This window comes from Streptomyces griseorubiginosus (assembly GCF_036345115.1).
GTDB classification, from domain to species: Bacteria; Actinomycetota; Actinomycetes; order Streptomycetales; family Streptomycetaceae; genus Streptomyces; species Streptomyces griseorubiginosus_C.
Map to the genome: position 1 here is coordinate 1,391,852 of NZ_CP107766.1, position 23,356 is coordinate 1,415,207.

Sequence of the window (23,356 nt, forward strand, 5' to 3'; positions counted from 1 at the left end):
CCGCCGTCGGCCGGTGCCTTTCCTTTCCTCGCAGCACCGGCCGGCGACTACGCGAGGGCTATTCGGCCGATAATGATCATCTCTTTCGTACGACGACGAAGTCGGCCAGCGCCGTGAACTGCGCCCGCACCCGCTCGGGCATGTCCACGGCGTCGAGGGCTTCGATGGCGATGGTGTGCTGACGGCGTGCTTCCGCCGCCGTCCACTCGCGGCCGCCCGCCTCCTCGATGAGGGCGGCGCGGGCCGCGAACTCCTCCTCGGAGAAGTTCTCGAAGTCGCTGCTCTTGGCGTCGGCGGCGAGGATCTCGCCGAGCCGCTCGGAGGCGGGGCCACCCGCCGCGAGCGCGGCCACGACCGGCAGGGACTTCTTGCGCTGGCGCAGATCGCTCCAGGTCTGCTTGCCGGTGGAGACCGGGTCGCCCCAGATGCCGAGGAGGTCGTCGACGGCCTGGAAGGCGAGGCCGAGGTGGTAGCCGTACTTCTCCAGGGTGTCGGCGGTGCGGTCGTCCGCTCCGCCGAGCACCGCGCCGATGGAGGAGGCGCAGGCGAGCAGGGCGCCGGTCTTGTTGCCCTCCATCTCCAGGCACTCCTCGACGCTGACGCGGTCGCGGTGCTCGTAGGAGATGTCCTGCGCCTGGCCGTCGATGAGGGCGCGGGTGGCGGTGGTGAGGCGGCGGGTGGCGCGGCCTGCCTCGACGGTGCCGAGTTCGAGGAGGACCTCGTTGGCGAGGGCGAACAGGGCGTCGCCGACCAGGATGGCCTGGGCGGGGCCGTGCACCTTCCAGACGGTGTCGCGGTGGCGGCGCTGCTCGTCGCCGTCCATGAGGTCGTCGTGCAGGAGCGAGAAGTTGTGGACCAGTTCGACGGCGACGGCGCCGGGGATGCCGGTCTCGGGCGCGGCGCCGGTGACCTCGGCCGAGAGCACCGCGAGGGCGGGGCGCACGGCCTTGCCGCCGTCCCCGTCGGCCGGGTTGCCCTGGGCGTCGATCCAGCCGAAGTGGTAGGCGGACACGGTGTCCATCGGGGATGCGAGGCGGTCCACGGCCGCCTTGAGCACCGGTGTGGCCAGGGTCCGGCCGCGCTCCAGGAGCGCGGTCACGTCCACCGCGGTCCTCCGAGCAGCCGTCTCGGCGGGGGGCACAGTGGGCACAGTCTCTCCTCTTGTTGCGGTACCGGAGGTGCTGGGGCCTGTCGCGCCGTGCTGATCGAGCATCACGCGGCCTCCTCGAACTCGAAGAGACGAGCGGGGCGGGGCCGGCCCAGGGCGGCGAGAGCGGCGTCCGCCGCACTCACGCCACTGCGGACCGCACTCTCCATGGTCGCGGGCCACCCCGTGGCGGTCCACGCGCCGGCCAGGTAGAGGCCGGGGGCTTTCGTACGGGCGCCGGGCCGCAGCCGTCCGACGCCGGGGGTCGGGGCGAACGTGGCCGTGCGCTCCCTGGTCACGAAGAAGTCCTTGACCTCGGCGCGGCGTGCGAGCGGGAGCAGCCGCTCCAGCTCGGGCAGGTACCGCTCGCGCAGTTCGGCCACCGGTGAGTCGATCTCGTGGTGCGCGGCCGACTGGGACAGCGCGAGGTACTGGCCCTCGCGCAGCCCGGAGGCGTCGGTGCGGTCGAAGACCCACTGCACGGGGCTGCCGAGGGCGGCGAAGAACGGCTTGTCGAGCACCTTGCGGTCGTAGACGACATGCACGTTGAGGATGGGCGCGGTGCCGATCGCCCGGAGATTTTCCGGGGCGTCGAGCGCGCCCTCGGGCAGCAGGTCAGCGGCCTCGCCCTGGGCTACGGCGAGCACCACGGCGTCGGCGCGGAGCGTCTCGCCGGGAACCTGAACGCTCCAAGTGCCGTTCTCGTCAGTAGAGATGGAGGTGACGCGTGTACGGACCTCGGTACGCACGCCCGCGGAGTCGAGCGCCTTGCGGGCGAGCCGGTCATGCAGGTCGCCCAGCGGGACGCGCGCCCAGCCGATGTCGGCCGCGCCCGGGTCGGACAGCAGACCGGTCTTGAACACCATCGCGGCGAGCCCCAGCGAGGCGTCGCCCGCGACCGCGTTGAGGGTGGCGACCCCGACCAGGTCCCACAGGGCCTCGACGGCACGCGCCGACTGACCGTGCGCGGTCAGCCAGCTGCCGAAGTCCTGTGCGTCCAGGCTCGGATCGGCGAGGTCGAGCCCCTTGAGCGCGAGCGCGGCACGCCCGACCCTGGCGCGCTCGGCGAGCGAGAGATGCGGGTAGGTCGCGAGGCTGCGCCCCAGATGCAGGGGCACCGGCAGCGCGTCGCGCCGCAGTCTGCCGAGCCGTCGGCCCGCGGGCCGGGCCACGTCCAGAACGGGCACGTCGAGACGATCCTGCAGGGGCGCCAGCGCCGTCCCCTCGACGCGGTCGAGGAACCAGCGGTAGGCGGTGCAGCACCGCAGGTAGACATGCTGGCCGTTGTCGACGGTCAGGTCGCCGCGCTGGAACGAGAAGGCGAGTCCGCCGAGGCGGGGCCTGCCTTCGAGCAGGGTGACGCGCACTCCGGCGTCGGCGAGCGCGAGCGCGGCGGTGATGCCGGCGAGCCCGCCGCCGATCACGACGGCGTCCCGCGCGGACTGATGCCCGTCGGTCATCGCACACCCTCCCCTGCGCGGCCGCCGTGACGCGTGAACGGTGCACGGCCGACCGTTGCAGTCAGGGACGCCGTCCTCGAGCGGAGGGTTGCGTGCCACTTTTCTCCGGTGGCATCACCTTGGACCGAATTGTCCACATCGCCCATCAGGCGCGCCTCCTGACGGTCTGCCGCGTCACATGCCGGGCGTCCAGCCCCGACAGGCCGCGGACCGCGACGAACGCCTTCTCGCGACCGGGGAGCGAGACCCGGCCGCGCAGCACCGCCTCGGGGTCGCGTTCGATGCGGTCGAGCAGCCGGCGGTAGATGCCGGCCATGGCGGCGACACAGGCACCGCTGCGCCGGTCGAGCATCGGGAGCAGCCGGTAGCCCTCGGCAAAAAGGGCGCGGGCCCGACGCACTTCGAAGTGCACGAGGCCCGCGAAGTCGGCGCCCTCGGGTGGTTGCGACCCCTTGAAGCCGGCCGAGCAGCCGAACTTCGCGAGGTCGTCGGCGGGCAGATAGGTGCGGCCGCCCTCGGCGTCCTCGCGGACGTCCCTGAGGATGTTGGTGAGCTGGAGGGCCAGACCGAGCGTGTCGGCGTACTCGGGCGCGCGTTCGGCGGCGCGCGCGCCGGGTTCGGTGCCGAAGACGCCGAGCGAGAGGCGGCCGATGGCGCCCGCCACACAGCGGCAGTACACCTTCAGGTCGTCCCAGGTCTCGTAGGTCTCGCCGCGTACGTCCATCAGGACGCCGTCGATCAGTTCGTCGAGGCCGCCGAGCGGGATCGGGAAGGTGGCGGCGGCGTGGGCAAGGGCGACGGCCACCGGATCGGTGTCGTCCTCGTCGACCGAGCCCTCCCGCACCCGGGTCAGCATCGCCCGGGTGTCCTCGAGTCTCGCGGCCTTCACGTCGTGCGCCAGCGCGCCGTCGCCGATGTCGTCGACGCGCCGCGAGAACGCGTAGAGCGCCGACATCGCACGCCGCTTGGACGTCGGCAGCAGCCTGATGCCGTAGGCGAAGTTGCGCGCCTGCTGTCCGGTCACTGCCTCGCAGTAGCTGTAGGCGGCGAGTACCGGTGCGGACGCGTGCGGTGGTGCCTCCACAGTCCGGATCACCCCTCTCCTCGCAGAGCGACGCCCACCTCGCGCAGCAGCTGGAGCTTGCCGGGCTTGGGCGGGCCGGGAAGTACGTCGTGTTCTGCGGCGGCGATCGCGCGGAGCGCCGCCCTTCCCCCCGCCACGAACCCCGCGAGCAGCAGCTTGAGTCTGCCGTGGACGCTACCCACGAGGGGGGCGCCTTCATTCAGGAGTTCGCGGGCGCGTTGTGCTTCGTATGCAACCAGAGCGCGCACCGATGCGCCCGCGCTTTTCGGGGCCAGATCCGCCTCCTGGACATGAAAGCGCTTCATGTCCGCGGCGGGCAGATAGATCCGGTCGCGGCCGAGGTCCTCGGCGACGTCCTGGAGGTGTTCGACGATCTGGAGGGCCGTGCAGATCGCGTCGGAGAGGCGGATCCGCTCGGGGGTCGAGGTGCCGGTGACGGCGAGCACGAGACGGCCGACGGGGTTGGCGGACAGCTCGCAGTAGGCGAGCAGATCGTCGTAGGTCTCGTAGCGGGTGACGAGCTGGTCCTGGCGGTTGGCGGCGATCAGGCCGAGGAAGGGCTCGGGGGTCAGGGCGCGGCGGCGGACGGTGGGCTGGAGGCGGCGCAGCAGGGGGTGGCGCGGCTCCCCGGAGAAGACGCGGTCCAGGTCGGCCTCGAAGGCGTCCAGCAGGACCAGCCGGTCCTCAGCCTCCCGTGGCGAAACGCCGAGCAGCCGGGCGTCGGCGCCGCCGGGGGCGAGATCGCCGTCACCGATGTCGTCGACGAGGCGTGCGAAGCCGTAGACCGCCATGAGGTCGGCGCGCCAGTCCTTGGGCAGGAAGAAGGGGGCCACGGGGAAGTTCTCCGCCGCGGCCTTGTCGAGCGTTCCGCGCTCGGTCGCTCCCGGGCGCGTCGTGCCGGTCTCCGTCATCGCTGCCTGCCCGGCGCGGGGACGGCACGTGCTGCGTTGAGCTGGGGAGTTTCCGAAGCCATCGCCGTCACATCTCCCGTTCTACACCGCCGACCCAATACACACTATTTCGGACACGCCGCCCGGCCGTCCGCGCGGCGCCCTGTGTGCGGGTGTCGCGCATTATCGCCCCACTTGCCGCGATTGGGCACCGGTACAGCTTACGTTGTACAACGCGGCGAGGATCGTCGGGGTGTCCGGCGCATCACAACAACACACCGATTGGCCCCAAGATTCCTAAGGGCTGCGGAAGTTGACGTTTCCTTTGCAGACGCGGGGCCCCGCCGGAGCAGTTCCGGCGGGGCCCGGTCAAGCGGAGCGGTCTCTTTCGTCCGGGGCGGGGTGGACTACTTGCCCGTGAACTTCTCGTACTCCTTGATGACCTCGTCGGTCGGGCCGTCCATGCGCAGCTCGCCGCGCTCCAGCCACAGGACGCGGTCACAGGTGTCACGGATCGACTTGTTGTTGTGGCTGACCAGGAACACCGTGCCCGCCTCCTTGCGCAGTTCCCGGATGCGTTCCTCGGAGCGCTTCTGGAACTTGCGGTCACCGGTGGCCAGGGCCTCGTCGATCATGAGGACGTCGTGGTCCTTGGCGGCGGCGATGGAGAAGCGCAGCCGGGCCGCCATGCCCGAGGAGTAGGTGCGCATGGGAAGGGTGATGAAGTCGCCCTTCTCGTTGATCCCGGAGAAGTCGACGATCTCCTGGTAGCGCTCCTTGATCTGCTCCCGGGACATGCCCATGGCGAGACCGCCCAGGATGACGTTCCGCTCACCCGTGAGGTCGTTCATCAGGGCCGCGTTGACGCCGAGCAGGGAGGGCTGGCCGTGGGTGTAGACGCGGCCGCTCTCGGCGGGCAGCAGACCGGCGATGGCCCGCAGCAGGGTCGACTTGCCGGAGCCGTTGGAGCCGATCAGCCCGATGGCCTCCCCCTTGTACGCGACGAAGGAGACGCCCCGCACGGCGTGCACCTTGCGCACGCCCCGCTCCTCGCCGCGCTTGAGGATGCGGCTCAGGGCCGCGGTCGCGCTGCCCTTGCCGGTCTTGGCGCCGTTGACGCGGTAGACGATGTGCAGGTCGTCCGCGATGACCGTGGGGGCCTTGGTGGCCTGCGCGTCCTGGATGTCCTCAGCCACGGCCGTACCTTTCCTCCGCCTTCCAGAAGTACACGAAGCCGCCGAGCGCGAAGAGCACGGCCCAGCCGCCCGCCGCCGCCCAGACGTGGTCGGGCAGGTTCTCGGCGCCGTAGTCGTCGAGCAGGGCGAAGCGCATCAGGTCCATGTAGAGGGCCGCGGGGTTCCACTGGAGGACCGTGGCGACCCACTGCGGCTTGTCGGCCAGCATGATCGGGATGGAGAACATCACGCCGGACGCGTACATCCAGGTGCGCATCACGAACGGCATCAGCTGGGCCAGGTCGGGGGTCTTGGCGCCGGCGCGGGCCATGATCAGCGCCAGGCCGGTGTTGAACAGGAACTGAAGGACCAGCACCGGGACGATCAGGGCCCAGGACAGGTCCGGGTAGTGCCCGAAGCCGACCGCCACCGCGAACAGCACGATCATCGAGAACAGCAGCTGCTGGAGCTGCTGGAGCGCGAAGGAGATCGGCAGCGAGGCACGCGGGAAGTGCAGCGCGCGGACCAGGCCGAGGTTGCCGGAGATGGCGCGTACGCCCGCCATGACCGAGCTCTGCGTGAAGGTGAACACGAAGACACCCGTGACCAGGAACGGGATGTACACGTCCTTCGACATGCCCCGGCTGGCGTTGAGGATGACGCCGAAGATGACGAAGTACACGGCGGCGTTCAGCAGCGGGGTCGCCACCTGCCACAGCTGGCCGAGCTTGGCCTGGCTGTACTGGGCGGTCAGCTTCGCCCGCGAGAACGCGAGGATGAAGTGACGCCGGTCCCAGAGCTGGCGGACGTAGTCGACGAGCGAGGGGCGGGCGCCGCTCACGGCCAGTCCGTACCGCTCGGCGAGCTGCGCCGCCGTGAGGCCCTGGTCGGGCGACGCGGGCGCGCGGGTCGCGACGTTGCCGTCGTGCGTTGTCTCACTCAATGGTGGGTAACTTTCGTCTTCGAGATGCGCGGCCTGTGCAGGCAGGGCACGAGCGTGGGGCCGCGGTGCGGCCCGGCTGCTCTCGGATACGAGCTTGTCAGATGACAGGGGGGCGGCCCAGTCGGGTGAGCCGCCACACCGTACGCCACTTCATGGGCCGGCGCGGACCGCACGCCGTGCTCCAGCCTTCCCGGAATCCGCCGAACCAGGCCTTCAGAGCGGGCCGCGAGGGGCGGCGCAGCAGGGTCAGCAGCAGCCAGACGCCGAGGTAGACGGGGACCAGCGGGGCGGGCAGGTTGCGGCGGGCGAGCCAGACGCGGTTGCGGGCGACCATGCGGTGGTAGACCGCGTGCCGTGAGGGCGCGGTCGTGGGGTGGTACAGCACCATGTCGGACCGGTAGTCGATCATCCAGCCCGCGTCGAGGGCCCGCCATGCCAGGTCGGTTTCCTCGTGGGCGTAGAAGAATGCGTCCGGCAGGCCGCCGACTTCGGCGAAGACCTGGGTGCGTACGGCGTTGGCGCCGCCGAGGAAGGTGGTGACCCGGGAGGAGCGCATCGGGTCGGAGGCGCGCAGCCGCGGGACGTGCCGGCGCTGGGTGACCCCGGTCTCGGGGTCGGCGATGCGGAAGCTGACGATGCCGAGCTTCGGGTCCTCGGTGAACGCCTCGCGGCACAGTTCGGCGGTGTCATGGTTCGGCAGGAGGCCGTCGTCGTCGAGGAAGAGCAATATGTCGACATCTCGACCGCTGGGCCCGAAGGCCTCGATGCCGACGTTGCGGCCGCCGGGGATGCCGAGGTTCTCGGGCAGCTCGATCGTGCGGACGCCCTCGGGGACGTCCGGTACCGGCGAGCCGTTGCCGACCACGACCACCTCGACCGGGTCGCCGTCCTGCTTGGCGACCGAGTCGAGCAGGGCCCGCAGCTCCTCGGGGCGGTTGCCCATGGTGATGATCACCGCGCCGACCTTCATGCCGGTGCTCACTTCAGCCTGCTGGAGGCGAGGATCGACACGAGGTGCAGCAGGGTCTGGAGCAGGGCGATGCCGGCCAGGACGGCGACGCCGAGCCGGGTGAAGAACAGGTCGTCGCGCAGCTGGTCGGCGATCGCGAGGACCAGGATCAGCAGGGAAGCCTCGATGCCGAGGATGAGCCGGTGGAACTTCAGCAGGGAGGCGGCCTTGCGGGCCAGTGCCATGCCGGAGGAGCGCATCTCGGCGGCCGACTCCTGCACGGGCGGCTTTCCGGTCTGGTGCCGGGCGACGGCCACGAGGTCGGTCTCGGACTTGATGAGGATCGCGCCGAGCGCGGCGAGCGTGCCGAGGAAGGCCCACAGCCAGTCGATACGGCCGCTGCCGAACAGGTCGGCGGCGCGCAGTCCGAAGCCCACGAGCACGGCCGCGTCCGTCAGGTACGCGCCGACGCGGTCCATGTAGACGCCGTTGAGCGAGTACTGCTTCCTCCAGCGCGCGATCTCACCGTCGACGCAGTCCAGGAGCAGGTACATCTGGACGCACACCACGCCGAGCACGGCTCCCGGGATCCCCGGCACCAGCAGCGCCGGGGCCGCGAGGACACCGAAGACGGTCATCAGGTACGTGAGCTGGTTGGGCGTGACCCTGGTGTTCACCAGGTAGCGGTCCACCCGCAGGGACACCTCACGCATGTAGAGGCGTCCCATCCAGTGCTCACCGCTGCGCCGGTCCTTGACCCCAGCGGGGTGGACGACCGGACGGAGTTCAGCTACCGATGGCCTTGACATAGTCGGTGTAGATGTCCTTGATCTGGTCGGTCTTGAGGTCGAGGTGTTCGAGGATGGTGTAGCGGCCGGGGCGGGTCTCCGGAGCGAACTCCACGGCACGGACGAACTCCGCAGGCGTGAAGCCGATCTCCTCCGGCAGCACCGGCAGTCCGTGCCGGCGCAGCACCTGGGCCATGTTGGCCGCTTCCTCATGGGCTCCGCGCAGGTACATCGCGAAGGCCGCGCCCAGGCCGCACTGCTCGCCGTGGGCGGCGGCGCGCTTGGGGTAGAGCAGGTCGAACGCGTGGTTGATCTCGTGGCAGGAGCCCGACGCGGGCCGGGAGTCGCCCGAGATCGACATCGCGACGCCGGTGAGGACCAGGGCCTCGGCGAGGACCTGGAGGAAGCCGTTGTCCCCGACCCCGCCGGGGTGCCGGAGCACGGCTTCGCCGGCCTGGCGGGCCATGGCGGCGGCGAGTCCGTCGATCTTCTCGCCCTTGACGCGGTTCGCCAGCTCCCAGTCGGCGATCGCGTTGATGTTGGAGACGGCGTCGCCGATGCCCGCGCGCACGAAGCGCACCGGCGCCTCGCGGATGACGTCCAGGTCGATGACGGCCGCTATCGGGTTGGGCACACCGTAGGAGCCGCGGCCCGCGTCGTTGTCGAGGGTCGCGACAGGCGAGCACAGGCCGTCGTGCGCGAGGTTCGTCGGTACGGCGACCAGGGGCAGGCCGACGCGCGCCGCGGCGAACTTGGCGCAGTCGATGATCTTGCCGCCGCCGAGGCCGACGACCGCGTCGAAGTGGCCGGCCTTCATGTCCCCGGCCAGGCGGATGGCGTCGTCGAGGGTGCCGCCGCCGACCTCGTACCAGGTGGCGCCGGGCAGCGAGGGCTCCAGGCGTTCACGCAGCTTCGCTCCCGAGCCGCCGCTGACCGCGACGGCCAGCCTGCCGGAGTGCGAGATGCGCTCGTCGGCGAGCACACAGGCCAGGTCGTCGAGGGCACCCGGGCGGATGTCGACGACGAGCGGCGAGGGAATCAGCCGGGTCAGTACTGGCATGCGATCTCCCGTCCCCGGGCGAGATCGTCGTGGTTGTCGATCTCCACCCACTGGACGTCGCCGATCGGCGCCACGTCGATCCGGAAGCCGCGGTTCACGAGCTCCTGGTAGCCGTGCTCGTAGAACTGCTGCGGGTCGGTCTCCCAGACCGTCTTCAGCGCGTCGGCCAGTTCGGGGGCGGCATCGCCCTCGATGAGGGTGACGCCGATGTACTCGCCGGTGGCCTCGGCCGGGTCCATCAGCTTGGTGATCTTCGTCATGCCCCGCTCGGGTTCGACGACGACCTTCATCTCCTCGTCCGCGAGGGACTTCACGGTGTCCAGGGCCAGGATGATCCGCTTGCCCTCGCCGCGCGCGGCGAGCAGCGTCTTCTCGACGGAGACCGGGTGGACGGTGTCGCCGTTGGCGAGGATCACGCCGTCCTTGAGGGCGTCACGGCCGCACCACAGGGAGTAGGCGTTGTTCCACTCCTCGGCCTTGTCGTTGTCGATGAGGGTCAGCTTGAGGCCGTACTTGGCCTCCAGGGCCGCCTTGCGCTCGTACACGGCCTCCTTGCGGTAGCCGACGATGACCGCGACCTCGGTCAGGCCGATCTCGGCGAAGTTGCCGAGGGTCAGGTCGAGAACCGTCGGTTCGCCCTCTATGCCCGCGGGGCCCACCGGCACCAGAGCCTTGGGGAGGCTGTCGGTGTAGGGGCGCAGTCGGCGTCCGGCGCCGGCCGCCAGCACGAGGCCGATCATGCGGGTTCTCCTTCGTCGTGTACGGCGGGTGCCCCTGCGGACACCCAGAAGCGGATGCTCTCGGCGAGCACCACCAGGGCGACGGCCACGGCCAGGACCGTGAGCGCGACCGTGAACTGCGAAGCGGTGAGCACCGCGGCCAGTACGGCGACGAGGAGCGTGCGCCCCTCCTGCCCCCCGACGGCACGCACCAGCCAGGCCGGGGGCGCTCCGGCGTTGCCGCGGATGCGGTACACCGTGTCGTAGTGATGGTAGGCGACGGCGCCCACCAGGCCGAAAGCCGCAGGAAGGGCTCCGTTCACGTCCGTTTTCGCCGCGAGCAGCAGGATGGTGCAGTACTCGGCGGCGCGGAAGAAGGGCGGGACGAGCCAGTCGAGGGCGCCCTTGAGGGGGCGGGCGACGGCCAGTCCCGAGGTGACGGCGTAGATCACGGCACCGACCGCCGCCAGCGGGCCGCCGTAGCCGGGCTGCCAGGCGAGGCCCACGAGGACCAGGCCGCCGAGCAGGGCCACCACGGGAGCGGCGAAGCCGGGCAGGCGGCGCGCGGGAGCCTGGAGGGCCCTGGCGACGCCCTGCGCGAGCGGGCCCGAGTCGGCGAGGTCGGCCAGCGCCCGCGCCGCCCGGTCCGTCCGCCGTGCCTTCCGCGTCAGCGACCGCAGCACCCGGCCCGCCGTGGTGTAGGTCGCGGCGAAGGCGCACCCGATGAGCAGGGCGTAGAAGGTGATCCGGGGCGTCGTGACCGCGGTCAGCACCGCGATCATCGCCCAGCGCTCGCCGATCGGCAGGACGATCATCCGCCGGACCCAGACCGTCCAGCCGACGCTGTCGAGCTTGCCCGAAAGGGCCGCCGTGGGGCTGGTGTTGGCGGTGGCGTCGTGGTTCGCCTCGTTGAAGGAGAAGTCGACGACGTGCCGGCAGGTCTGGAGGATCATCGCGCCCAGCGCGAGGGCCCATACGTCGTCGCCCCGGGCGGCACCCAGCGCGAGGCCGGCGTAGTAGGCGTACTCCTTGGCCCGGTCGAAGGTGGCGTCGAGCCAGGCGCCGAGCGTGGAGTACTGGAGGGAGTAGCGGGCGAGCTGGCCGTCGGTGCAGTCCAGGACGAAGGAAGCGATGAGCAGGACGCCCGCGGCGACGAAGCCGCCCCGGGTGCCGGTGGCCGCGCAGGCCGCCGCGATCAGGGCGGTGACCAGGGAGGCGGTGGTGACCTGGTTCGGGGTCAGGCCCCGGCGGGCGCACCACCGGGCGATGTAGCGGGAGTAGGGGCTGATGAAGTACGTGGTGAAGAACCCGTCGCGGGCCTTCACCGCCGACTTCAGGCGTACGGCCTCGTCGTCGACCTCCGCGACGGCCTGCCGTGCCTCGTTGCGGGCCTGCGGGTCGGCGGGGACGGCGGCGACCAGGCTGCCGAGCTCGGGGCGGTGGACCTCGGCGCCGTCGTCGGCGAGCGCGGTGACGATGCGGTCGGGGAGGCTGTCCACGGCCACCGCGGTGCCGCCGCCCGCGGAGTTCTCTCGGGCCAGCGCCCGGGTCAGGGTCGTACGACCGTCGGGCTGCGCGGTGACGGCGCCGGGCACGGCCGCGAGGGGGAAGCGGGGGTCGGTGAGGCCCAGGCGCAGCGCGTGGACATGGCCGACGAAGCGGGCGTCGACCAGGGCGATGCGCTGCTCGCAGGGGGCTTCGGCGACCAGCCGCTCGGCGTCGGCGGCGTCCACGGCGACCCGCACGTCGAAGCCGAGGGACCGCAGATCACCCTCGATCGACGATCCGGGGACCGGCTGACCGGTGAGGATGGCGGTCGACAACCGAACTCACTCCCTGGGTGCCGACGCGCGGGCGCCGGTCATGTGCACGATGGGGGCGCCCCTTGGCTGCACCAGGCGGGCGGCATGTCGGCAGAGGCTATCGGATGCCAAGAAGGCTGCGTTCACCGCCCGTTAACGGGCCGATCAACACCGTCTCCCCCGGCCTTTGCCGCGATCATCATCGGTGATCCGGGCCCCCGCCCACAAACCGCGCCTCCCAAGAGCGGACATCCGGGACATCGCACGGCCCTGCGGGCGTCGGCATAGGGTGGTCGACCATGACGTGGCTGATCACCGGCGGTGCCGGGTACATAGGGGCGCATGTGGCGCGGGCCATGACGGGGGCCGGTGAGCGGGTGCTCGTCCTGGACGACCTGTCGGCGGGGGTGCCCGCGCGGCTGCCCGCCGAGGTGCCGCTGGTCCGGGGCTCCTCGCTGGACGGCGGCCTGCTGAAGCGGGTGCTGGCCGAGCACGCGGTGACGGGTGTGGTGCATCTCGCGGCGCGCAAGCAGGTCGCGGAGTCGGTGGCGCAGCCCACCCGTTACTACCAGGAGAACGTCGGCGGCCTCGCGACCCTCCTGGAGGCGGTCGCGGAGGCCGGGATCGGGCGCTTCCTCTTCTCCTCGTCGGCGGCCGTCTACGGCAACCCCGATGTGGGCCTGATCACGGAGGAGACGCCCTGCGCCCCCGTGAACCCGTACGGCGAGACGAAGCTGGCCGGGGAGTGGCTGGTGCGGGCGGCCGGACAGGCCCACGGGATCTCCACCGTCTGTCTGCGCTATTTCAACGTCGCCGGAGCGGCCGCGCCGGAACTCGCGGACACCGGTGTCTTCAACATCGTCCCGATGGTCTTCGACCGGCTCACCCGCGACGAGGCCCCGCGGATCTTCGGCGACGACTATCCGACCCCGGACGGCACCTGCGTCCGCGACTACATCCACGTGGCCGACCTCGCCGAGGCCCATCTCGCGGCGGCCAAGCGGCTGTCCGAAGGCGGACAGAGCGGTGATCTGACGGTCAACATCGGTCGCGGCGAGGGCGTCTCCGTGCGCGAGATGGTCACGGTGATCGGTGAGGTGACCGGAGACCGCCGGCCGGCCGTCGTGGAGCCGAGACGCCCCGGCGACGCCCCGGTGTCGGTGGCCTCGGCCGCCCGGGCCGCCGAGACGCTCGGCTGGAGCGCGCGGCGAGGGGTGCGCGAGATGATCGACTCCGCCTGGCGCGGCTGGCAGCTGCACCACCGGTGAGGCTGCCCTGACCTGCGGATCGTTTGCCCAGGTCAGGGCACATGACAACGGTGTTCAGTGCCGCGTTGCCCGATACCCCCCGCCCGTAGTTCACTGTGATCCCGGGCGGGCTGTCCGGCTGTTCCGGGTCAACGCGTAGGAGGCGGCTTCCATGGGGGCAGGGCACGATCACGGGCACGCGCACTCGCATGCGCCGTCCGGCGGTACGGCCACCGCGGCGTACGTCGGCAGGCTGCGGGTGGCACTGTCGATCACGCTCGCCGTCATGGTGATCGAGATCATCGGCGGTTTCGTCGCGGACTCCCTCGCCCTGGTCGCGGACGCGGCGCACATGGCGACGGACGCGCTGGGCCTCGGCATGGCCCTCCTCGCGATCCACTTCGCGAACCGCCCGGCCACCGGCAACCGCACCTTCGGGTACGCCCGCGCAGAGATCCTGGCCGCCCTCGCGAACTGTCTGCTGCTGCTCGGCGTCGGCGGCTACGTCCTGTACGAGGCGATCCAGCGGTTCGTCACGCCGGCCGACACCGAGGGCGGGCTGACCATCGTGTTCGGCGCGATCGGTCTGGTCGCGAACATGATCTCGCTGACCCTGCTGGTGCGCGGTCAGAAGGAGAGCCTGAACGTGCGCGGCGCCTTCCTGGAGGTCGCCGCGGACGCGCTGGGCTCGCTCGCGGTGATCGTCTCGGCGACGGTGATCCTCACCACGGGCTGGCAGGCCGCCGACCCGATCGCCTCGCTCGTGATCGGCCTGATGATCGTGCCGCGCACCTTCAAGCTGCTGCGCGAGACCCTCGACGTGCTGCTGGAGTCGGCGCCCAAGGACGTCGACATGACGGAGGTGCGGACCCACATCCTGGCTCTCGACGGGGTGGAGGACGTCCACGACCTGCACGCCTGGACGATCACCTCGGGCATGCCGGTGCTGTCCGCGCACGTGGTGGTGAGCTCCGAGGTCCTGAGCGCGATCGGCCACGAGAAGATGCTGCACGAGCTCCAGGGCTGCCTCGGCGACCACTTCGACGTGGAGCACTGCACCTTCCAGCTGGAGCCGGGCGGTCACGCGGAGCACGAGGCGCATCTGTGCCACTGAGCGCCGCCGCGCGCCTGACACACGTGTACGGTGCATGAAACGCCCGTTCTGACGGAATGCACCGATCCGGCGCACCTGTGCGTCCTCCACCCCACAGCGCCGCCCCGGGCGGTTCCCCGCCCGCCGCGCCGGGCACGATCAACTGCCGGGAGTGCCGGATTCGTGCGGCACACTTGGGGCGCGAAGACCGATGTGAAGGATGGGTATGCCGACCACACCTGCCACCACGACGCACACACCGTCGAACGGCGCCGCGAACGCGATCCTGCTGGAACTGGTCGACGAGCACGGTGTGACGATCGGCACCGCGGAGAAGCTCGCCGCCCACCAGCCGCCGGGGCAGCTGCACCGCGCCTTCTCGGTGTTCCTCTTCGACGAGCGGGGCCGGCTGCTGCTCCAGCAGCGGGCGCTGGGCAAGTACCACTCCCCCGGTGTGTGGTCCAACACCTGCTGCGGCCACCCCTACCCCGGCGAGGCGCCCTTCGCGGCGGCGGCCCGGCGGACGTACGAGGAGCTGGGTGTCTCCCCCTCGCTGCTCGCCGAGGCGGGCACGGTCCGCTACAACCACCCGGACCCCGACTCCGGACTGGTCGAGCAGGAGTACAACCACCTGTTCGTCGGCATGGTGCAGTCGCCCCTCGACCCGGACACCGAGGAGGTCGGCGCGACGGCCTTCGTGACCCCGGCCGAGCTCGCGGAGCGGCACGCGAAGGACACCTTCTCGGCGTGGTTCATGACGGTGCTGGACGCGGCCCGGCCCGCGGTCAGGGAGCTGACGGGCCCGGCCGCCGGCTGGTGACCGCCGTCGCCCCTAGGAGACGGGCACGGTCTTGAGCGGCAGCGCGGCCCAGATCACCTTGCCGCCGCCGGCCGTGTGCTCGACGTCGCAGGCGCCGCCCGCCTCCCGGGTGATCTCCCGCACCAGCAGCAGGCCCCGGCCCCCGGTCTCGCTGTGGGCGGCCTCCAGGGCGGTCGGCCGGTAGGGGTGGTTGTCCTCGACGGACACCCGCACCCATTCCGCGCCCACGGCCACCTCGACGGCGAGCATCGGCGAGAGCAGGGCCGCGTGCCGGACGGCGTTCGTGACCAGCTCGGACACGATCAGCAGAAGGCCCTGGACGAGGTCTTCCGAGACCGGCACGCCCTGGCGGTGGAGCAGGTCCCGCACGGCGTGCCGCGCCTGCGGGACCGAGGCGTCGACGGCGGGGGCGGTGAACCGCCACACGCCCTCGTACGGCAGCGGATCCGGGGGGCCCGGTTCGAAGGGATCCGGTTCCGGTGCCAGGGGGTCTTCTCCGCTGTCCGTTGGGCGAGGGCCGGACCCACGCCCATGGTCGTCCATTCTTCGGTCGCCACCCTTGCGCTCGATTGTCACCACACGTCGAGTGTTGGCAGGGCGTCACTCCGGCCCGCCGAACTGAACAGAAGTCAGCGCATATCGAGTGTCTCCGACCGTTTCCGCGCGGAGCTACGCGGGTTCTGTCGGCTCGGTGGCCGTTTCCTGCTGCTCGGTGACCATTCCGACGATCTTGCGCCCGCCGAACCCGGTGGCGACGAGCCCGAGGCCGTCGAAGAGCAGGGCGAGCGAGAAGAAGCAGCCGATCACGTACTTGCTGTTGCTCGGCCAGGAGGCCAGCACCAGGATGCCGAGCAGCAGGCCGAAGGCGCCCTGCACCAGCGTCCAGCCGAACTGCGGTCCGCGCACCACCAGACTGCCGACCAGCCGGAACACTCCGCCGGTCAGGAAGAGCAGCGCGGCGAACATGGTCAGGGCCGCGGCCGCCGCCTCCGGACGTCCGATGACCACGACACCGGCCGCGATGTTCAGGGCGGCGACCACGACACCGAGCCAGAAGAAGTTGGAACCCCGGGCCTGGACCGCGTGCAACAGCCCGACCACGCCGCCGATCAGCAGGAGCCACCCGAACAGGAGCATCGAGGTGAGCGTGGCCAGGCCCGTGTAGACCAGCCCGACCAGCCCCGCAATCACCAGGATCACGCCGAGCGCGGTCAGTCGGCCGAAGTCGCGGCTCAGCTTGGCGGGCTCGGTCCTCTCGGCCTTCTTCACTGCCATGCGGGGCCTCCTCGAGCTGCGGCCCCCTTCTTGATCGTACGGTCGGGGGGTACGGCTAGCATCCGACCCATGGAGTACCCGGAACCGCAGCTGCTGCACACCGTCACCGACGCGGTCGCCACCGTCGTGGTGCACCATCCGGCCAAGCGCAATGCCATGACGGCCGCGATGTGGCGGGCGCTGCCGCCGCTGCTCGACGAGCTGGCCGCCGATCCGGGGGTGCGGGCGCTCGTGCTGACCGGCGAGGGCGGGACGTTCTGCGCGGGCGCCGACATCTCCACGCTGCGGGAGGGGCCCGAGGAGGCGCAGGGGCTCGCGGTGCGGGCCGAGGAGGCGCTGGCGGCCTTCCCGAAGCCCACGCTGGCGGCCGTCCGGGGGCACTGTGTGGGCGGCGGGGCGCAGCTCGCGGCGGCGTGCGATCTGCGGTTCGCCGAGGAGGGCGCGCTGTTCGGGGTGACACCGGCGAAGCTCGGGATCGTGTACGCGGCTTCCTCCACCCGGCGGTTGGTGTCGCTGGTCGGGCCCGCCGCCGCCAAGTACCTGCTGTTCTCGGGCGAGTTGATCGACGCGGAGCGGGCGCTGCGCACCGGTCTCGTCGACGAGGTGCTGCCGGAGGGCGAACTCGCCAAGCGGGTCGGGGAGTTCACCCGGATCCTCGCCTCCCGGTCGCAGTTGACGCAGGCCTCGGCGAAGGAGTTCGCGAACGGGCGCACCGACCGGGACGCGCACTGGGCCGGGCAGGCGCGGGGCAGCGGCGACACCGCGGAGGGCGTCGCCGCGTTCCTGGAGCGCCGTCAGCCGCGGTTCACGTGGTCGGTTCCTGGCCGAGGATGAAACGGCTGTTGGAACGGAGCAGTTCCACGACGTCCGCGGGTGCCTTCCGCGGGGCCCCGGCGTCGTAGGGCGGCTGCGGATCGTACTCGATGCCCAGCTGCACGGCCTGGGCGACGAAGTCTCCCGCGGTCCGGCCGATCAGGTCGAGCCCCATGTCGATTCCGGACGAGACACCGGCCGCGGTGACGTACTTGCCGTCCACCACGACCCGCTCCCCGGTCGGTTCGACGCCGAACTTCCGCAGTTCGTCGAGCGCCAGCCAGTGCGAGGTGGCCCTTCGGCCTTCGAGGAGGCCCGCCGCCGCGAGCAGCAGGGAGCCGGTGCACACGGACGTCGTCCAGGTGCTGGTGGCGTCGGCCGCGCGGATCCACTCCAGCAGCGGTGTGTTGGTCATCTGCGGGGTCTGGCCGGGCCCGCCCGGGACGACCACGATGTCCGGGTCCGGGACCTCGGCCAGGGTCCTGTCGGCGACCAGGGCCAGCCTGCCGTTGTCCGTGCGGACGGGCCCGGTCTCCTCGGCGACGAAGACGACCTCGGAGTCCGGGAGGCGGCCCAGGGTCTCGTACGGGCCGATCGCGTCCAGGGCGGTGAAGCGGTCGTAGAGGACGACGGCGATCTGCATGGCGGGGCCTTTCAGTGGGCCGGGGTCGGATGGAAGCGGCGGCGGTACTCGGACGGGGCCGTGCCGAGGGCCCTGACGAAGGCGCGGCGCATGCCCTCGGGGGTGCCGTAGCCGCTGGCGCGGGAGATCTCCTCGACGCCGTCGGAGGTGTCCTCCAGGAGGCGGCGGGCGTGTTCGAGGCGGACCCGGTCGACATAGCGGCCGGGTGTCATGCCGGTCTCGGTCTGGAAGGCGCGGGCGAAGTGGCGGGGCGAGAGCCGGGCCCGGGCGGCGAGGGCCTCGACGCTCAGGTCGTCGTCCGGGTGCTCGGTGATCCACTGCTGGACCTCGCGCAGCGGTTCGCGCCGGGCGGTCTGGGCGGCGAGCTGGGCGCTGAACTGGGCCTGGTTGCCGGGTCTGCGCAGGAAGACGACCAGGTGGCGGGCGATGGTGAGAGCGGTCTCCCGGCCCAGGTCCTCCTCGACGAGGGCGAGGGCGAGGTCGATGCCCGAGGTGACTCCGGCGGACGTGGACACGTGTCCGTCGCGCACGTAGATGGGGTCGGGGTCCACCTCGACGGCCGGGTGGTCGCGGGCGAGCTTGGCGCAGTACGCCCAGTGGGTCGTGACCCGGCGGCCGTCCAGCAGCCCCGCCTCGGCGAGCCGGATCGCACCGGTGCACACCGAGACCAGGCGCTCGGCCCGCGGCCCGTGCTCACGCAGCCAGTCGGCGAGGTACGCGTCGGGCCGCCGGGTGCCCTGTCCGCCGGGCACGAGGAGGGTGTGCGGGGTACCGGCTCGGGCGAGTGATGCGTCCGGTACGACGGTCAGGCCGCTGGAGGTGCGCACCGGGGCGCCGTCCGGTGAGGCGGTACGGATGCGGTAGGTGCCCGGCGTGTGCTGCTCGGCCCCGGCGAAGACCTCCAGCGGGCCGGTGACGTCGAGGCTCTGTACGCCGTCGAAGAGGACGAGGAGAACGGTTCGCTGGGCCATGCCTTCGATTCTTGGGGCCGGCCGCGATGGCGGCAATGACGAGTTCCCCACCTTTCCTGCCATACCGGCGGACCTGATCGGCAGGCGCCGGACTTCCGGGTGACGAAGATTGCCCGGGCGTCTGAGAGGTACCCGTTCCTCTCCCGGTCGTGGTGGCCGGGAGAGGAAAGGGGATGCACATGTTCCGCGCGATCGCAGACGTACTGCGCCAGATCGGTGGCGCGATCGCCACCGTCGTGACGCTGCCCTTCCGGGCGCTGGCCCGGCTCTTCGGCGGTGCGTCCGGCTCCACGAGGAGCCGCAGGGCCTGACGACCACGGCCGGATGACCGCGCCCTGATCCCCGACTGTCGGTGCCGCCTGCCACAATTGCCGCGCAACCTCAGTGAGAAGGCGGTACGGGATCGTGACGACACCCGGGTCCAGCGGGTCCACCCACCCAGGGTCCATCGAAGGCAGGATCGCCGAGGAGCTCGGCGTAAAGGAGCGGCAGGTCAAGGCGGCCGTGGAACTGCTCGACGGCGGTTCCACGGTTCCCTTCATCGCCCGCTACCGCAAGGAAGCGACCGAGATGCTCGACGACGCGCAGCTGCGCACGCTCGAGGAGCGGTTGCGGTATCTGCGGGAGCTGGAGGAGCGGCGGACCGCGATCCTCGACTCGGTGCGCGAGCAGGGCAAGCTCACCGACGAGCTGGAGGCGCAGATCCGGGGCGCGGAGACCAAGGCCCGCCTCGAGGACATCTATCTGCCCTTCAAGCCGAAGCGCCGCACCAAGGCGCAGATCGCCCGCGAGGCCGGTCTGGAGCCGCTCGCCGAGGGGCTGCTGGGCAACCCGGGTGTCGCGCCGCTCGCCGCGGCCGCCGCGTTCGTCGACGCCGACAAGGGCGTGCCGGACGCGCAGGCCGCGCTCGACGGCGCCCGCGCGATCCTCACCGAGCGGTTCTCCGAGGACGCCGACCTGATCGGCGAGCTGCGCGAGCGCATGTGGGTGCGCGGCCGGCTGGCGGCGAAGGTCCGGGAGGGCAAGGAGGAGGCGGGTGCCAAGTTCGCCGACTACTTCGACTTCGCCGAGCCCTTCACGGACCTGCCCTCGCACCGGATCCTGGCGATGCTGCGCGGTGAGAAGGAGGAGGTCCTCGACCTCGTCCTGGAGCCCGAGGAACCGTCCGAGCAGCCCGGTCCGTCCTCCTACGAGGGCGTCATCGCCTCCAGGTTCGGGATCGCGGACCGTGGCCGCCCCGGCGACAAGTGGCTGACGGACACGGTCCGCTGGGCCTGGCGGACCCGCATCCTCGTGCACCTCGGCATCGATCTGAGGCTCAGGCTGCGGACGGCCGCCGAGGACGAGGCGGTCAACGTCTTCGCGGCGAACCTGCGTGACCTGCTGCTCGCCGCCCCCGCGGGCACGCGCGCGACGCTGGGTCTGGACCCCGGCTTCCGTACGGGCGTGAAGGTCGCCGTGGTCGACGCGACCGGCAAGGTCGTCGCCACCGACGTCATCCACCCGCACGTCCCGGCCAACCGGTGGGACGAGGCGATCGCCAAACTGGCCCGCCTCGCCAAGGAGCACGCGGTCGAGCTGATCGCGATCGGCAACGGCACGGCGTCCCGGGAGACCGACAAACTCGCCGGTGAACTCATCGCCAAGCACCCCGAACTGAAGCTCACCAAGGTGATGGTGTCCGAGGCCGGCGCGTCCGTGTACTCGGCCTCCGCCTTCGCTTCGCAGGAACTGCCCGACATGGACGTGTCCCTTCGCGGCGCGGTCTCCATCGCGCGCCGCCTTCAGGACCCGCTGGCGGAGCTGGTGAAGATCGACCCGAAGTCGATCGGGGTCGGCCAGTACCAGCACGACCTGTCCGAGGTGAAGCTGTCGCGCTCGCTGGACGCGGTGGTCGAGGACTGTGTGAACGGCGTGGGGGTCGACGTCAACACCGCGTCCGCTCCCCTGCTCGCCCGGGTCTCCGGGATCACCTCCGGTCTCGCCGAGAACATCGTGTCGCACCGGGACGCCAACGGCCCGTTCAAGTCGCGCACCGAGCTGAAGAAGGTGGCCCGGCTGGGCCCCAAGGCGTACGAGCAGTGCGCGGGGTTCCTGCGGATCCGCGGCGGGGACGACCCGCTGGACTCCTCCAGCGTGCACCCCGAGGCGTACCCGGTCGTGCGGCGCATGGTGAAGACGGCGGGGCAGGAGGTGGCCTCCCTCATCGGCAACACCGGTGTGCTGCGCTCGCTCCGCCCGCAGGACTTCGTGGACGAGACGTTCGGTCTGCCGACCGTGACCGACATCCTGAAGGAGCTGGAGAAGCCGGGGCGTGACCCTCGGCCCGCCTTCAAGACGGCGACCTTCAAGGAGGGCGTCGAGAAGATCTCCGACCTGGTCGCCGGGATGGTGCTGGAGGGGGTCGTGACGAACGTGGCGGCGTTCGGGGCGTTCATCGACGTCGGTGTGCACCAGGACGGTCTGGCGCATGTCTCCGCGCTGTCGAAGACGTACGTCAAGGATCCTCGGGATGTGGTGAAGCCCGGGGACATCGTCAAGGTGAAGGTGCTGGAGGTCGATATTCCGCGGAAGCGGATCTCGTTGACGCTGCGGCTTGATGACGAGACCGAGGCCAAGTCCTCCGGTGGGCAGCGGCGTCAGCCTCAGCGGGGTGGGCGGCCGCCTCAGCAGCGACAGCAGCGGTCTGCGCCTGCTCCGGGCAACAGTGCGATGGCGGATGCCTTGCGCAAGGCCGGACTGCTTGATTCCAAGAAAAAGGGGCGGTAGCGGGTTGTGGGGAACTGCGGGCCGGCTGTGGCTGGTCGCGCAGTTCCCCGCGCCCCTAGCGAGTCTCCGTCACCTTGCCCGCACAGATCTCCAGGCGGCGAGTCACGTGGACCGCGTCCAGCATTCTGCGGTCGTGGGTGACCAGGAGCAACGTGCCCTCGTAGGCGTCCAACGCTGATTCCAGCTGTTCGATCGCCGGTAGGTCCAGGTGGTTGGTCGGTTCGTCCAGGACCAGGAGGTTGACGCCTCTGCCCTGGAGCAGGGCCAGGGCCGCCCTCGTGCGCTCGCCCGGTGACAGGGTCGCCGCCGAGCGCATGACGTGGTCGGACTTCAGGCCGAACTTGGCCAGGAGGGTGCGGACCTCCACCGGTTCGGTGTCGGGGACGGCCGCGCTGAAGGCGTCCAGGAGGGGCTCCTCGCCGTGGAACAGCTTGCGGGCCTGGTCGACCTCGCCGATCAGGACGCCGGAGCCGAGGGAGGCCTGGCCGGCGGTCAGGGGGACGCGGCCCAGGAGGGCGCCGAGGAGGGTGGACTTGCCGGCGCCGTTCGCGCCGGTGATCGCGATGCGGTCCGCCCAGTCGATCTGGAGGGACACCGGGCCGAGCACGAAGTCGCCCTGGCGCACCTCGGCGTCCCGCAGCGTGGCGACCACCGCTCCGGAGCGCGGGGCCGACGCGATCTCCATGCGCAGTTCCCACTCCTTGCGCGGCTCCTCGACGACGTCGAGGCGTTCGATCATGCGCTGGGTCTGGCGGGCCTTCGCGGCCTGCTTCTCGCTGGCCTCGCTGCGGAACTTGCGGCCGATCTTGTCGTTGTCGTTGCTCGCCTTGCGGCGGGCGTTCTTCACGCCCTTGTCCATCCAGGAGCGCTGCATCTGCGCCCGGTCCTGGAGGGCGGCCCGCTTGTCGGCGTACTCCTCGTAGTCGTCCCGGGCGTGCCGGCGGGCGACCTCGCGTTCCTCCAGGTAGGCCTCGTAGCCGCCGCCGTAGAGGGTGATCTGCTGCTGGGCCAGGTCGAGTTCGAGGACCTTGGTGACCGTGCGGGTGAGGAACTCGCGGTCGTGGCTGACGACGACGGTCCCCGCGCGCAGGCCCTTCACGAACCGCTCCAGGCGCTCCAGGCCGTCCAGGTCCAGGTCGTTGGTCGGTTCGTCGAGGAGGAAGACGTCGTAGCGGGAGAGCAGCAGGGAGGCGAGGCCGGCGCGGGCCGCCTGGCCGCCCGAGAGGGAGGTCATCGGCTGGTCCAGGTCGACCGCGAGGCCGAGCGAGTCGGCGACCTCCTCGGCGCGTTCGTCCAGGTCGGCGCCGCCGAGGTCCAGCCAGCGCTCCAGGCTGGTGGCGTACGCGTCGTCCGCGCCCGGGGCCCCGTCGACCAGGGCCTGGGTCGCGTCGTCCATCACGCGCTGGGCCTCGGCAACCCCGGTGCGGCGGGCGAGGAACTCCCGGACGGTCTCGCCCGGGCGGCGCTCCGGCTCCTGCGGGAGGTGTCCGACGGTGGCCGTCGGCGGGGCGAGCCTGAGCTCCCCCTCCTCCGGGGCGAGCAGGCCCGCGAGCATCCTGAGCAGCGTGGACTTGCCCGCGCCGTTGGCCCCGACCAGGCCGATCACATCTCCGGGCGCGACGACGAGGTCGAGCCCGCTGAACAGGGAACGGTCGCCGTGGCCGGCGGCGAGGTTCTTGGCGACGAGGGTGGCAGTCATCAGACCGCC

Annotated in this window: 23 protein-coding genes; 6 read left to right on the forward strand and 17 right to left on the reverse strand. The window is 71.3% G+C overall.

The features are described from left to right. Positions 1–76: 76 nt before the first annotated feature. The 12 genes from OHN19_RS06470 to OHN19_RS06525 form a co-directional block, all read right to left on the reverse strand. Complete coding sequence (locus OHN19_RS06470; RefSeq protein ID WP_185093293.1) at positions 77–1,141, reverse strand: polyprenyl synthetase family protein; 1,065 nt, start codon at positions 1,139–1,141, stop codon at positions 77–79. 71 nt (positions 1,142–1,212) lie between these two features. After that, positions 1,213–2,607, reverse strand: coding sequence for a hydroxysqualene dehydroxylase HpnE (gene hpnE / locus OHN19_RS06475; protein WP_330263221.1), 1,395 nt, complete (start codon positions 2,605–2,607; stop codon positions 1,213–1,215). Next, complete coding sequence (locus tag OHN19_RS06480) at positions 2,604–2,753, reverse strand: DUF6380 family protein (RefSeq protein ID WP_330263222.1); 150 nt, start codon at positions 2,751–2,753, stop codon at positions 2,604–2,606. The genes hpnE and OHN19_RS06480 overlap by 4 nt, the downstream gene beginning before the upstream one ends. Next, entirely contained in the window at positions 2,753–3,703 is a 951-nt protein-coding gene (gene hpnD / locus OHN19_RS06485) for a presqualene diphosphate synthase HpnD (RefSeq protein ID WP_330263223.1), read from the reverse strand. The genes OHN19_RS06480 and hpnD overlap by 1 nt, the downstream gene beginning before the upstream one ends. Beyond that, positions 3,700–4,602, reverse strand: a complete 903-nt coding sequence (gene hpnC, locus OHN19_RS06490; protein WP_330263224.1) for a squalene synthase HpnC — start codon at positions 4,600–4,602, stop codon at positions 3,700–3,702. Before hpnC ends, hpnD begins: the two co-directional genes overlap by 4 nt. 386 nt (positions 4,603–4,988) lie before the next feature. Then, positions 4,989–5,777 carry an ABC transporter ATP-binding protein gene (locus OHN19_RS06495; protein ID WP_330263225.1) on the reverse strand — a complete coding sequence of 263 codons (789 nt, stop codon included), beginning with the start codon at positions 5,775–5,777 and terminating at the stop codon, positions 4,989–4,991. Beyond that, positions 5,770–6,699 carry an ABC transporter permease gene (locus OHN19_RS06500; protein ID WP_330263226.1) on the reverse strand — a complete coding sequence of 310 codons (930 nt, stop codon included), beginning with the start codon at positions 6,697–6,699 and terminating at the stop codon, positions 5,770–5,772. The genes OHN19_RS06495 and OHN19_RS06500 overlap by 8 nt, the downstream gene beginning before the upstream one ends. Before the next feature lie 97 nt (positions 6,700–6,796). Then, positions 6,797–7,669 carry a glycosyltransferase family 2 protein gene (locus OHN19_RS06505; RefSeq protein ID WP_381296661.1) on the reverse strand — a complete coding sequence of 291 codons (873 nt, stop codon included), beginning with the start codon at positions 7,667–7,669 and terminating at the stop codon, positions 6,797–6,799. An 8-nt stretch (positions 7,670–7,677) separates the two neighbouring features. After that, a complete protein-coding gene (locus OHN19_RS06510; protein ID WP_330263228.1) occupies positions 7,678–8,457 on the reverse strand; it encodes a CDP-alcohol phosphatidyltransferase family protein in 780 nt (259 codons plus the stop codon). After that, positions 8,435–9,496 carry an iron-containing alcohol dehydrogenase family protein gene (locus OHN19_RS06515; RefSeq protein WP_330263229.1) on the reverse strand — a complete coding sequence of 354 codons (1,062 nt, stop codon included), beginning with the start codon at positions 9,494–9,496 and terminating at the stop codon, positions 8,435–8,437. Before OHN19_RS06515 ends, OHN19_RS06510 begins: the two co-directional genes overlap by 23 nt. Then, the gene (locus tag OHN19_RS06520; RefSeq protein ID WP_330263230.1) at positions 9,484–10,236 is read right to left on the reverse strand and encodes a phosphocholine cytidylyltransferase family protein; all 753 of its coding nucleotides are present in this window, start codon (positions 10,234–10,236) and stop codon (positions 9,484–9,486) included. Before OHN19_RS06520 ends, OHN19_RS06515 begins: the two co-directional genes overlap by 13 nt. Further along, entirely contained in the window at positions 10,233–12,038 is a 1,806-nt protein-coding gene (locus OHN19_RS06525) for a DUF5941 domain-containing protein (RefSeq protein ID WP_330263231.1), read from the reverse strand. The genes OHN19_RS06520 and OHN19_RS06525 overlap by 4 nt, the downstream gene beginning before the upstream one ends. A 278-nt stretch (positions 12,039–12,316) precedes the next feature. Between OHN19_RS06525 and galE the strand changes: the two genes are divergently transcribed. The 3 genes from galE (at position 12,317) to idi (ending at position 15,177) form a co-directional block, all read left to right on the forward strand. Further along, complete coding sequence (galE, locus tag OHN19_RS06530) at positions 12,317–13,285, forward strand: UDP-glucose 4-epimerase GalE (protein WP_330263232.1); 969 nt, start codon at positions 12,317–12,319, stop codon at positions 13,283–13,285. Between the two features lie 151 nt (positions 13,286–13,436). Beyond that, complete coding sequence (locus tag OHN19_RS06535; RefSeq protein ID WP_330263233.1) at positions 13,437–14,378, forward strand: cation diffusion facilitator family transporter; 942 nt, start codon at positions 13,437–13,439, stop codon at positions 14,376–14,378. A 205-nt stretch (positions 14,379–14,583) separates the two neighbouring features. Continuing rightward, positions 14,584–15,177 (forward strand): isopentenyl-diphosphate Delta-isomerase, encoded by a 594-nt coding sequence (gene idi / locus OHN19_RS06540; RefSeq protein WP_330263234.1) that lies wholly within the window; start codon positions 14,584–14,586, stop codon positions 15,175–15,177. Positions 15,178–15,189: 12 nt separating this feature from the next. On the opposite strand, the gene OHN19_RS06545 is transcribed toward idi, so the two are convergent. Together OHN19_RS06545 and OHN19_RS06550 are read right to left on the reverse strand one after the other, a co-directional pair. Continuing rightward, complete coding sequence (locus OHN19_RS06545; protein WP_330263235.1) at positions 15,190–15,720, reverse strand: ATP-binding protein; 531 nt, start codon at positions 15,718–15,720, stop codon at positions 15,190–15,192. Between the two features lie 126 nt (positions 15,721–15,846). Then, the gene (locus tag OHN19_RS06550) at positions 15,847–16,452 is read right to left on the reverse strand and encodes an HdeD family acid-resistance protein (RefSeq protein WP_330263236.1); all 606 of its coding nucleotides are present in this window, start codon (positions 16,450–16,452) and stop codon (positions 15,847–15,849) included. Positions 16,453–16,521: 69 nt separating this feature from the next. On the opposite strand from OHN19_RS06550, the gene OHN19_RS06555 reads away from it, so the two are divergent. Beyond that, entirely contained in the window at positions 16,522–17,286 is a 765-nt protein-coding gene (locus tag OHN19_RS06555; protein ID WP_330263237.1) for an enoyl-CoA hydratase/isomerase family protein, read from the forward strand. Here the strand turns inward: OHN19_RS06555 and OHN19_RS06560 are convergent. Continuing rightward, complete coding sequence (locus OHN19_RS06560) at positions 17,258–17,908, reverse strand: DJ-1/PfpI family protein (protein ID WP_330263238.1); 651 nt, start codon at positions 17,906–17,908, stop codon at positions 17,258–17,260. The genes OHN19_RS06555 and OHN19_RS06560 overlap by 29 nt on opposite strands. An 11-nt stretch (positions 17,909–17,919) precedes the next feature. Continuing rightward, a complete protein-coding gene (locus OHN19_RS06565) occupies positions 17,920–18,879 on the reverse strand; it encodes a GlxA family transcriptional regulator (RefSeq protein WP_330263239.1) in 960 nt (319 codons plus the stop codon). A gap of 179 nt (positions 18,880–19,058) precedes the next feature. Between OHN19_RS06565 and OHN19_RS06570 the strand changes: the two genes are divergently transcribed. Both OHN19_RS06570 and OHN19_RS06575 read left to right on the forward strand, forming a co-directional pair. Next, entirely contained in the window at positions 19,059–19,190 is a 132-nt protein-coding gene (locus OHN19_RS06570) for an LPFR motif small protein (protein WP_252100555.1), read from the forward strand. Positions 19,191–19,284: 94 nt separating this feature from the next. Then, on the forward strand, positions 19,285–21,648 hold the full coding sequence (locus OHN19_RS06575) for a Tex family protein (protein WP_330263240.1): 2,364 nt from the start codon (positions 19,285–19,287) through the stop codon (positions 21,646–21,648). A 55-nt stretch (positions 21,649–21,703) separates the two neighbouring features. Here the strand turns inward: OHN19_RS06575 and abc-f are convergent, their stop codons facing one another. Then, positions 21,704–23,347, reverse strand: a complete 1,644-nt coding sequence (abc-f, locus tag OHN19_RS06580) for a ribosomal protection-like ABC-F family protein (protein WP_330263241.1) — start codon at positions 23,345–23,347, stop codon at positions 21,704–21,706. Positions 23,348–23,356: the final 9 nt, after the last annotated feature.

Bases quoted from the DNA above. Each gene is read 5' to 3' on its own strand.
- OHN19_RS06570 (WP_252100555.1), top strand. From the start codon at position 19,059: ATGTTCCGCGCGATCGCAGACGTACTGCGCCAGATCGGTGGCGCGATC.
- OHN19_RS06520 (WP_330263230.1), bottom strand. From the start codon at position 10,236: ATGATCGGCCTCGTGCTGGCGGCCGGCGCCGGACGCCGACTGCGCCCC.
- hpnC (WP_330263224.1), bottom strand. From the start codon at position 4,602: ATGACGGAGACCGGCACGACGCGCCCGGGAGCGACCGAGCGCGGAACG.
- OHN19_RS06550 (WP_330263236.1), bottom strand. From the start codon at position 16,452: ATGGCAGTGAAGAAGGCCGAGAGGACCGAGCCCGCCAAGCTGAGCCGC.
- OHN19_RS06565 (WP_330263239.1), bottom strand. From the start codon at position 18,879: ATGGCCCAGCGAACCGTTCTCCTCGTCCTCTTCGACGGCGTACAGAGC.
- galE (WP_330263232.1), top strand. From the start codon at position 12,317: ATGACGTGGCTGATCACCGGCGGTGCCGGGTACATAGGGGCGCATGTG.
- OHN19_RS06545 (WP_330263235.1), bottom strand. From the start codon at position 15,720: ATGGACGACCATGGGCGTGGGTCCGGCCCTCGCCCAACGGACAGCGGA.
- OHN19_RS06535 (WP_330263233.1), top strand. From the start codon at position 13,437: ATGGGGGCAGGGCACGATCACGGGCACGCGCACTCGCATGCGCCGTCC.
- OHN19_RS06560 (WP_330263238.1), bottom strand. From the start codon at position 17,908: ATGCAGATCGCCGTCGTCCTCTACGACCGCTTCACCGCCCTGGACGCG.
- OHN19_RS06555 (WP_330263237.1), top strand. From the start codon at position 16,522: ATGGAGTACCCGGAACCGCAGCTGCTGCACACCGTCACCGACGCGGTC.
- hpnE (WP_330263221.1), bottom strand. From the start codon at position 2,607: ATGACCGACGGGCATCAGTCCGCGCGGGACGCCGTCGTGATCGGCGGC.
- idi (WP_330263234.1), top strand. From the start codon at position 14,584: ATGCCGACCACACCTGCCACCACGACGCACACACCGTCGAACGGCGCC.
- abc-f (WP_330263241.1), bottom strand. From the start codon at position 23,347: ATGACTGCCACCCTCGTCGCCAAGAACCTCGCCGCCGGCCACGGCGAC.
- OHN19_RS06505 (WP_381296661.1), bottom strand. From the start codon at position 7,669: ATGAAGGTCGGCGCGGTGATCATCACCATGGGCAACCGCCCCGAGGAG.
- OHN19_RS06480 (WP_330263222.1), bottom strand. From the start codon at position 2,753: ATGGGCGATGTGGACAATTCGGTCCAAGGTGATGCCACCGGAGAAAAG.
- OHN19_RS06515 (WP_330263229.1), bottom strand. From the start codon at position 9,496: ATGCCAGTACTGACCCGGCTGATTCCCTCGCCGCTCGTCGTCGACATC.
- OHN19_RS06510 (WP_330263228.1), bottom strand. From the start codon at position 8,457: ATGTCAAGGCCATCGGTAGCTGAACTCCGTCCGGTCGTCCACCCCGCT.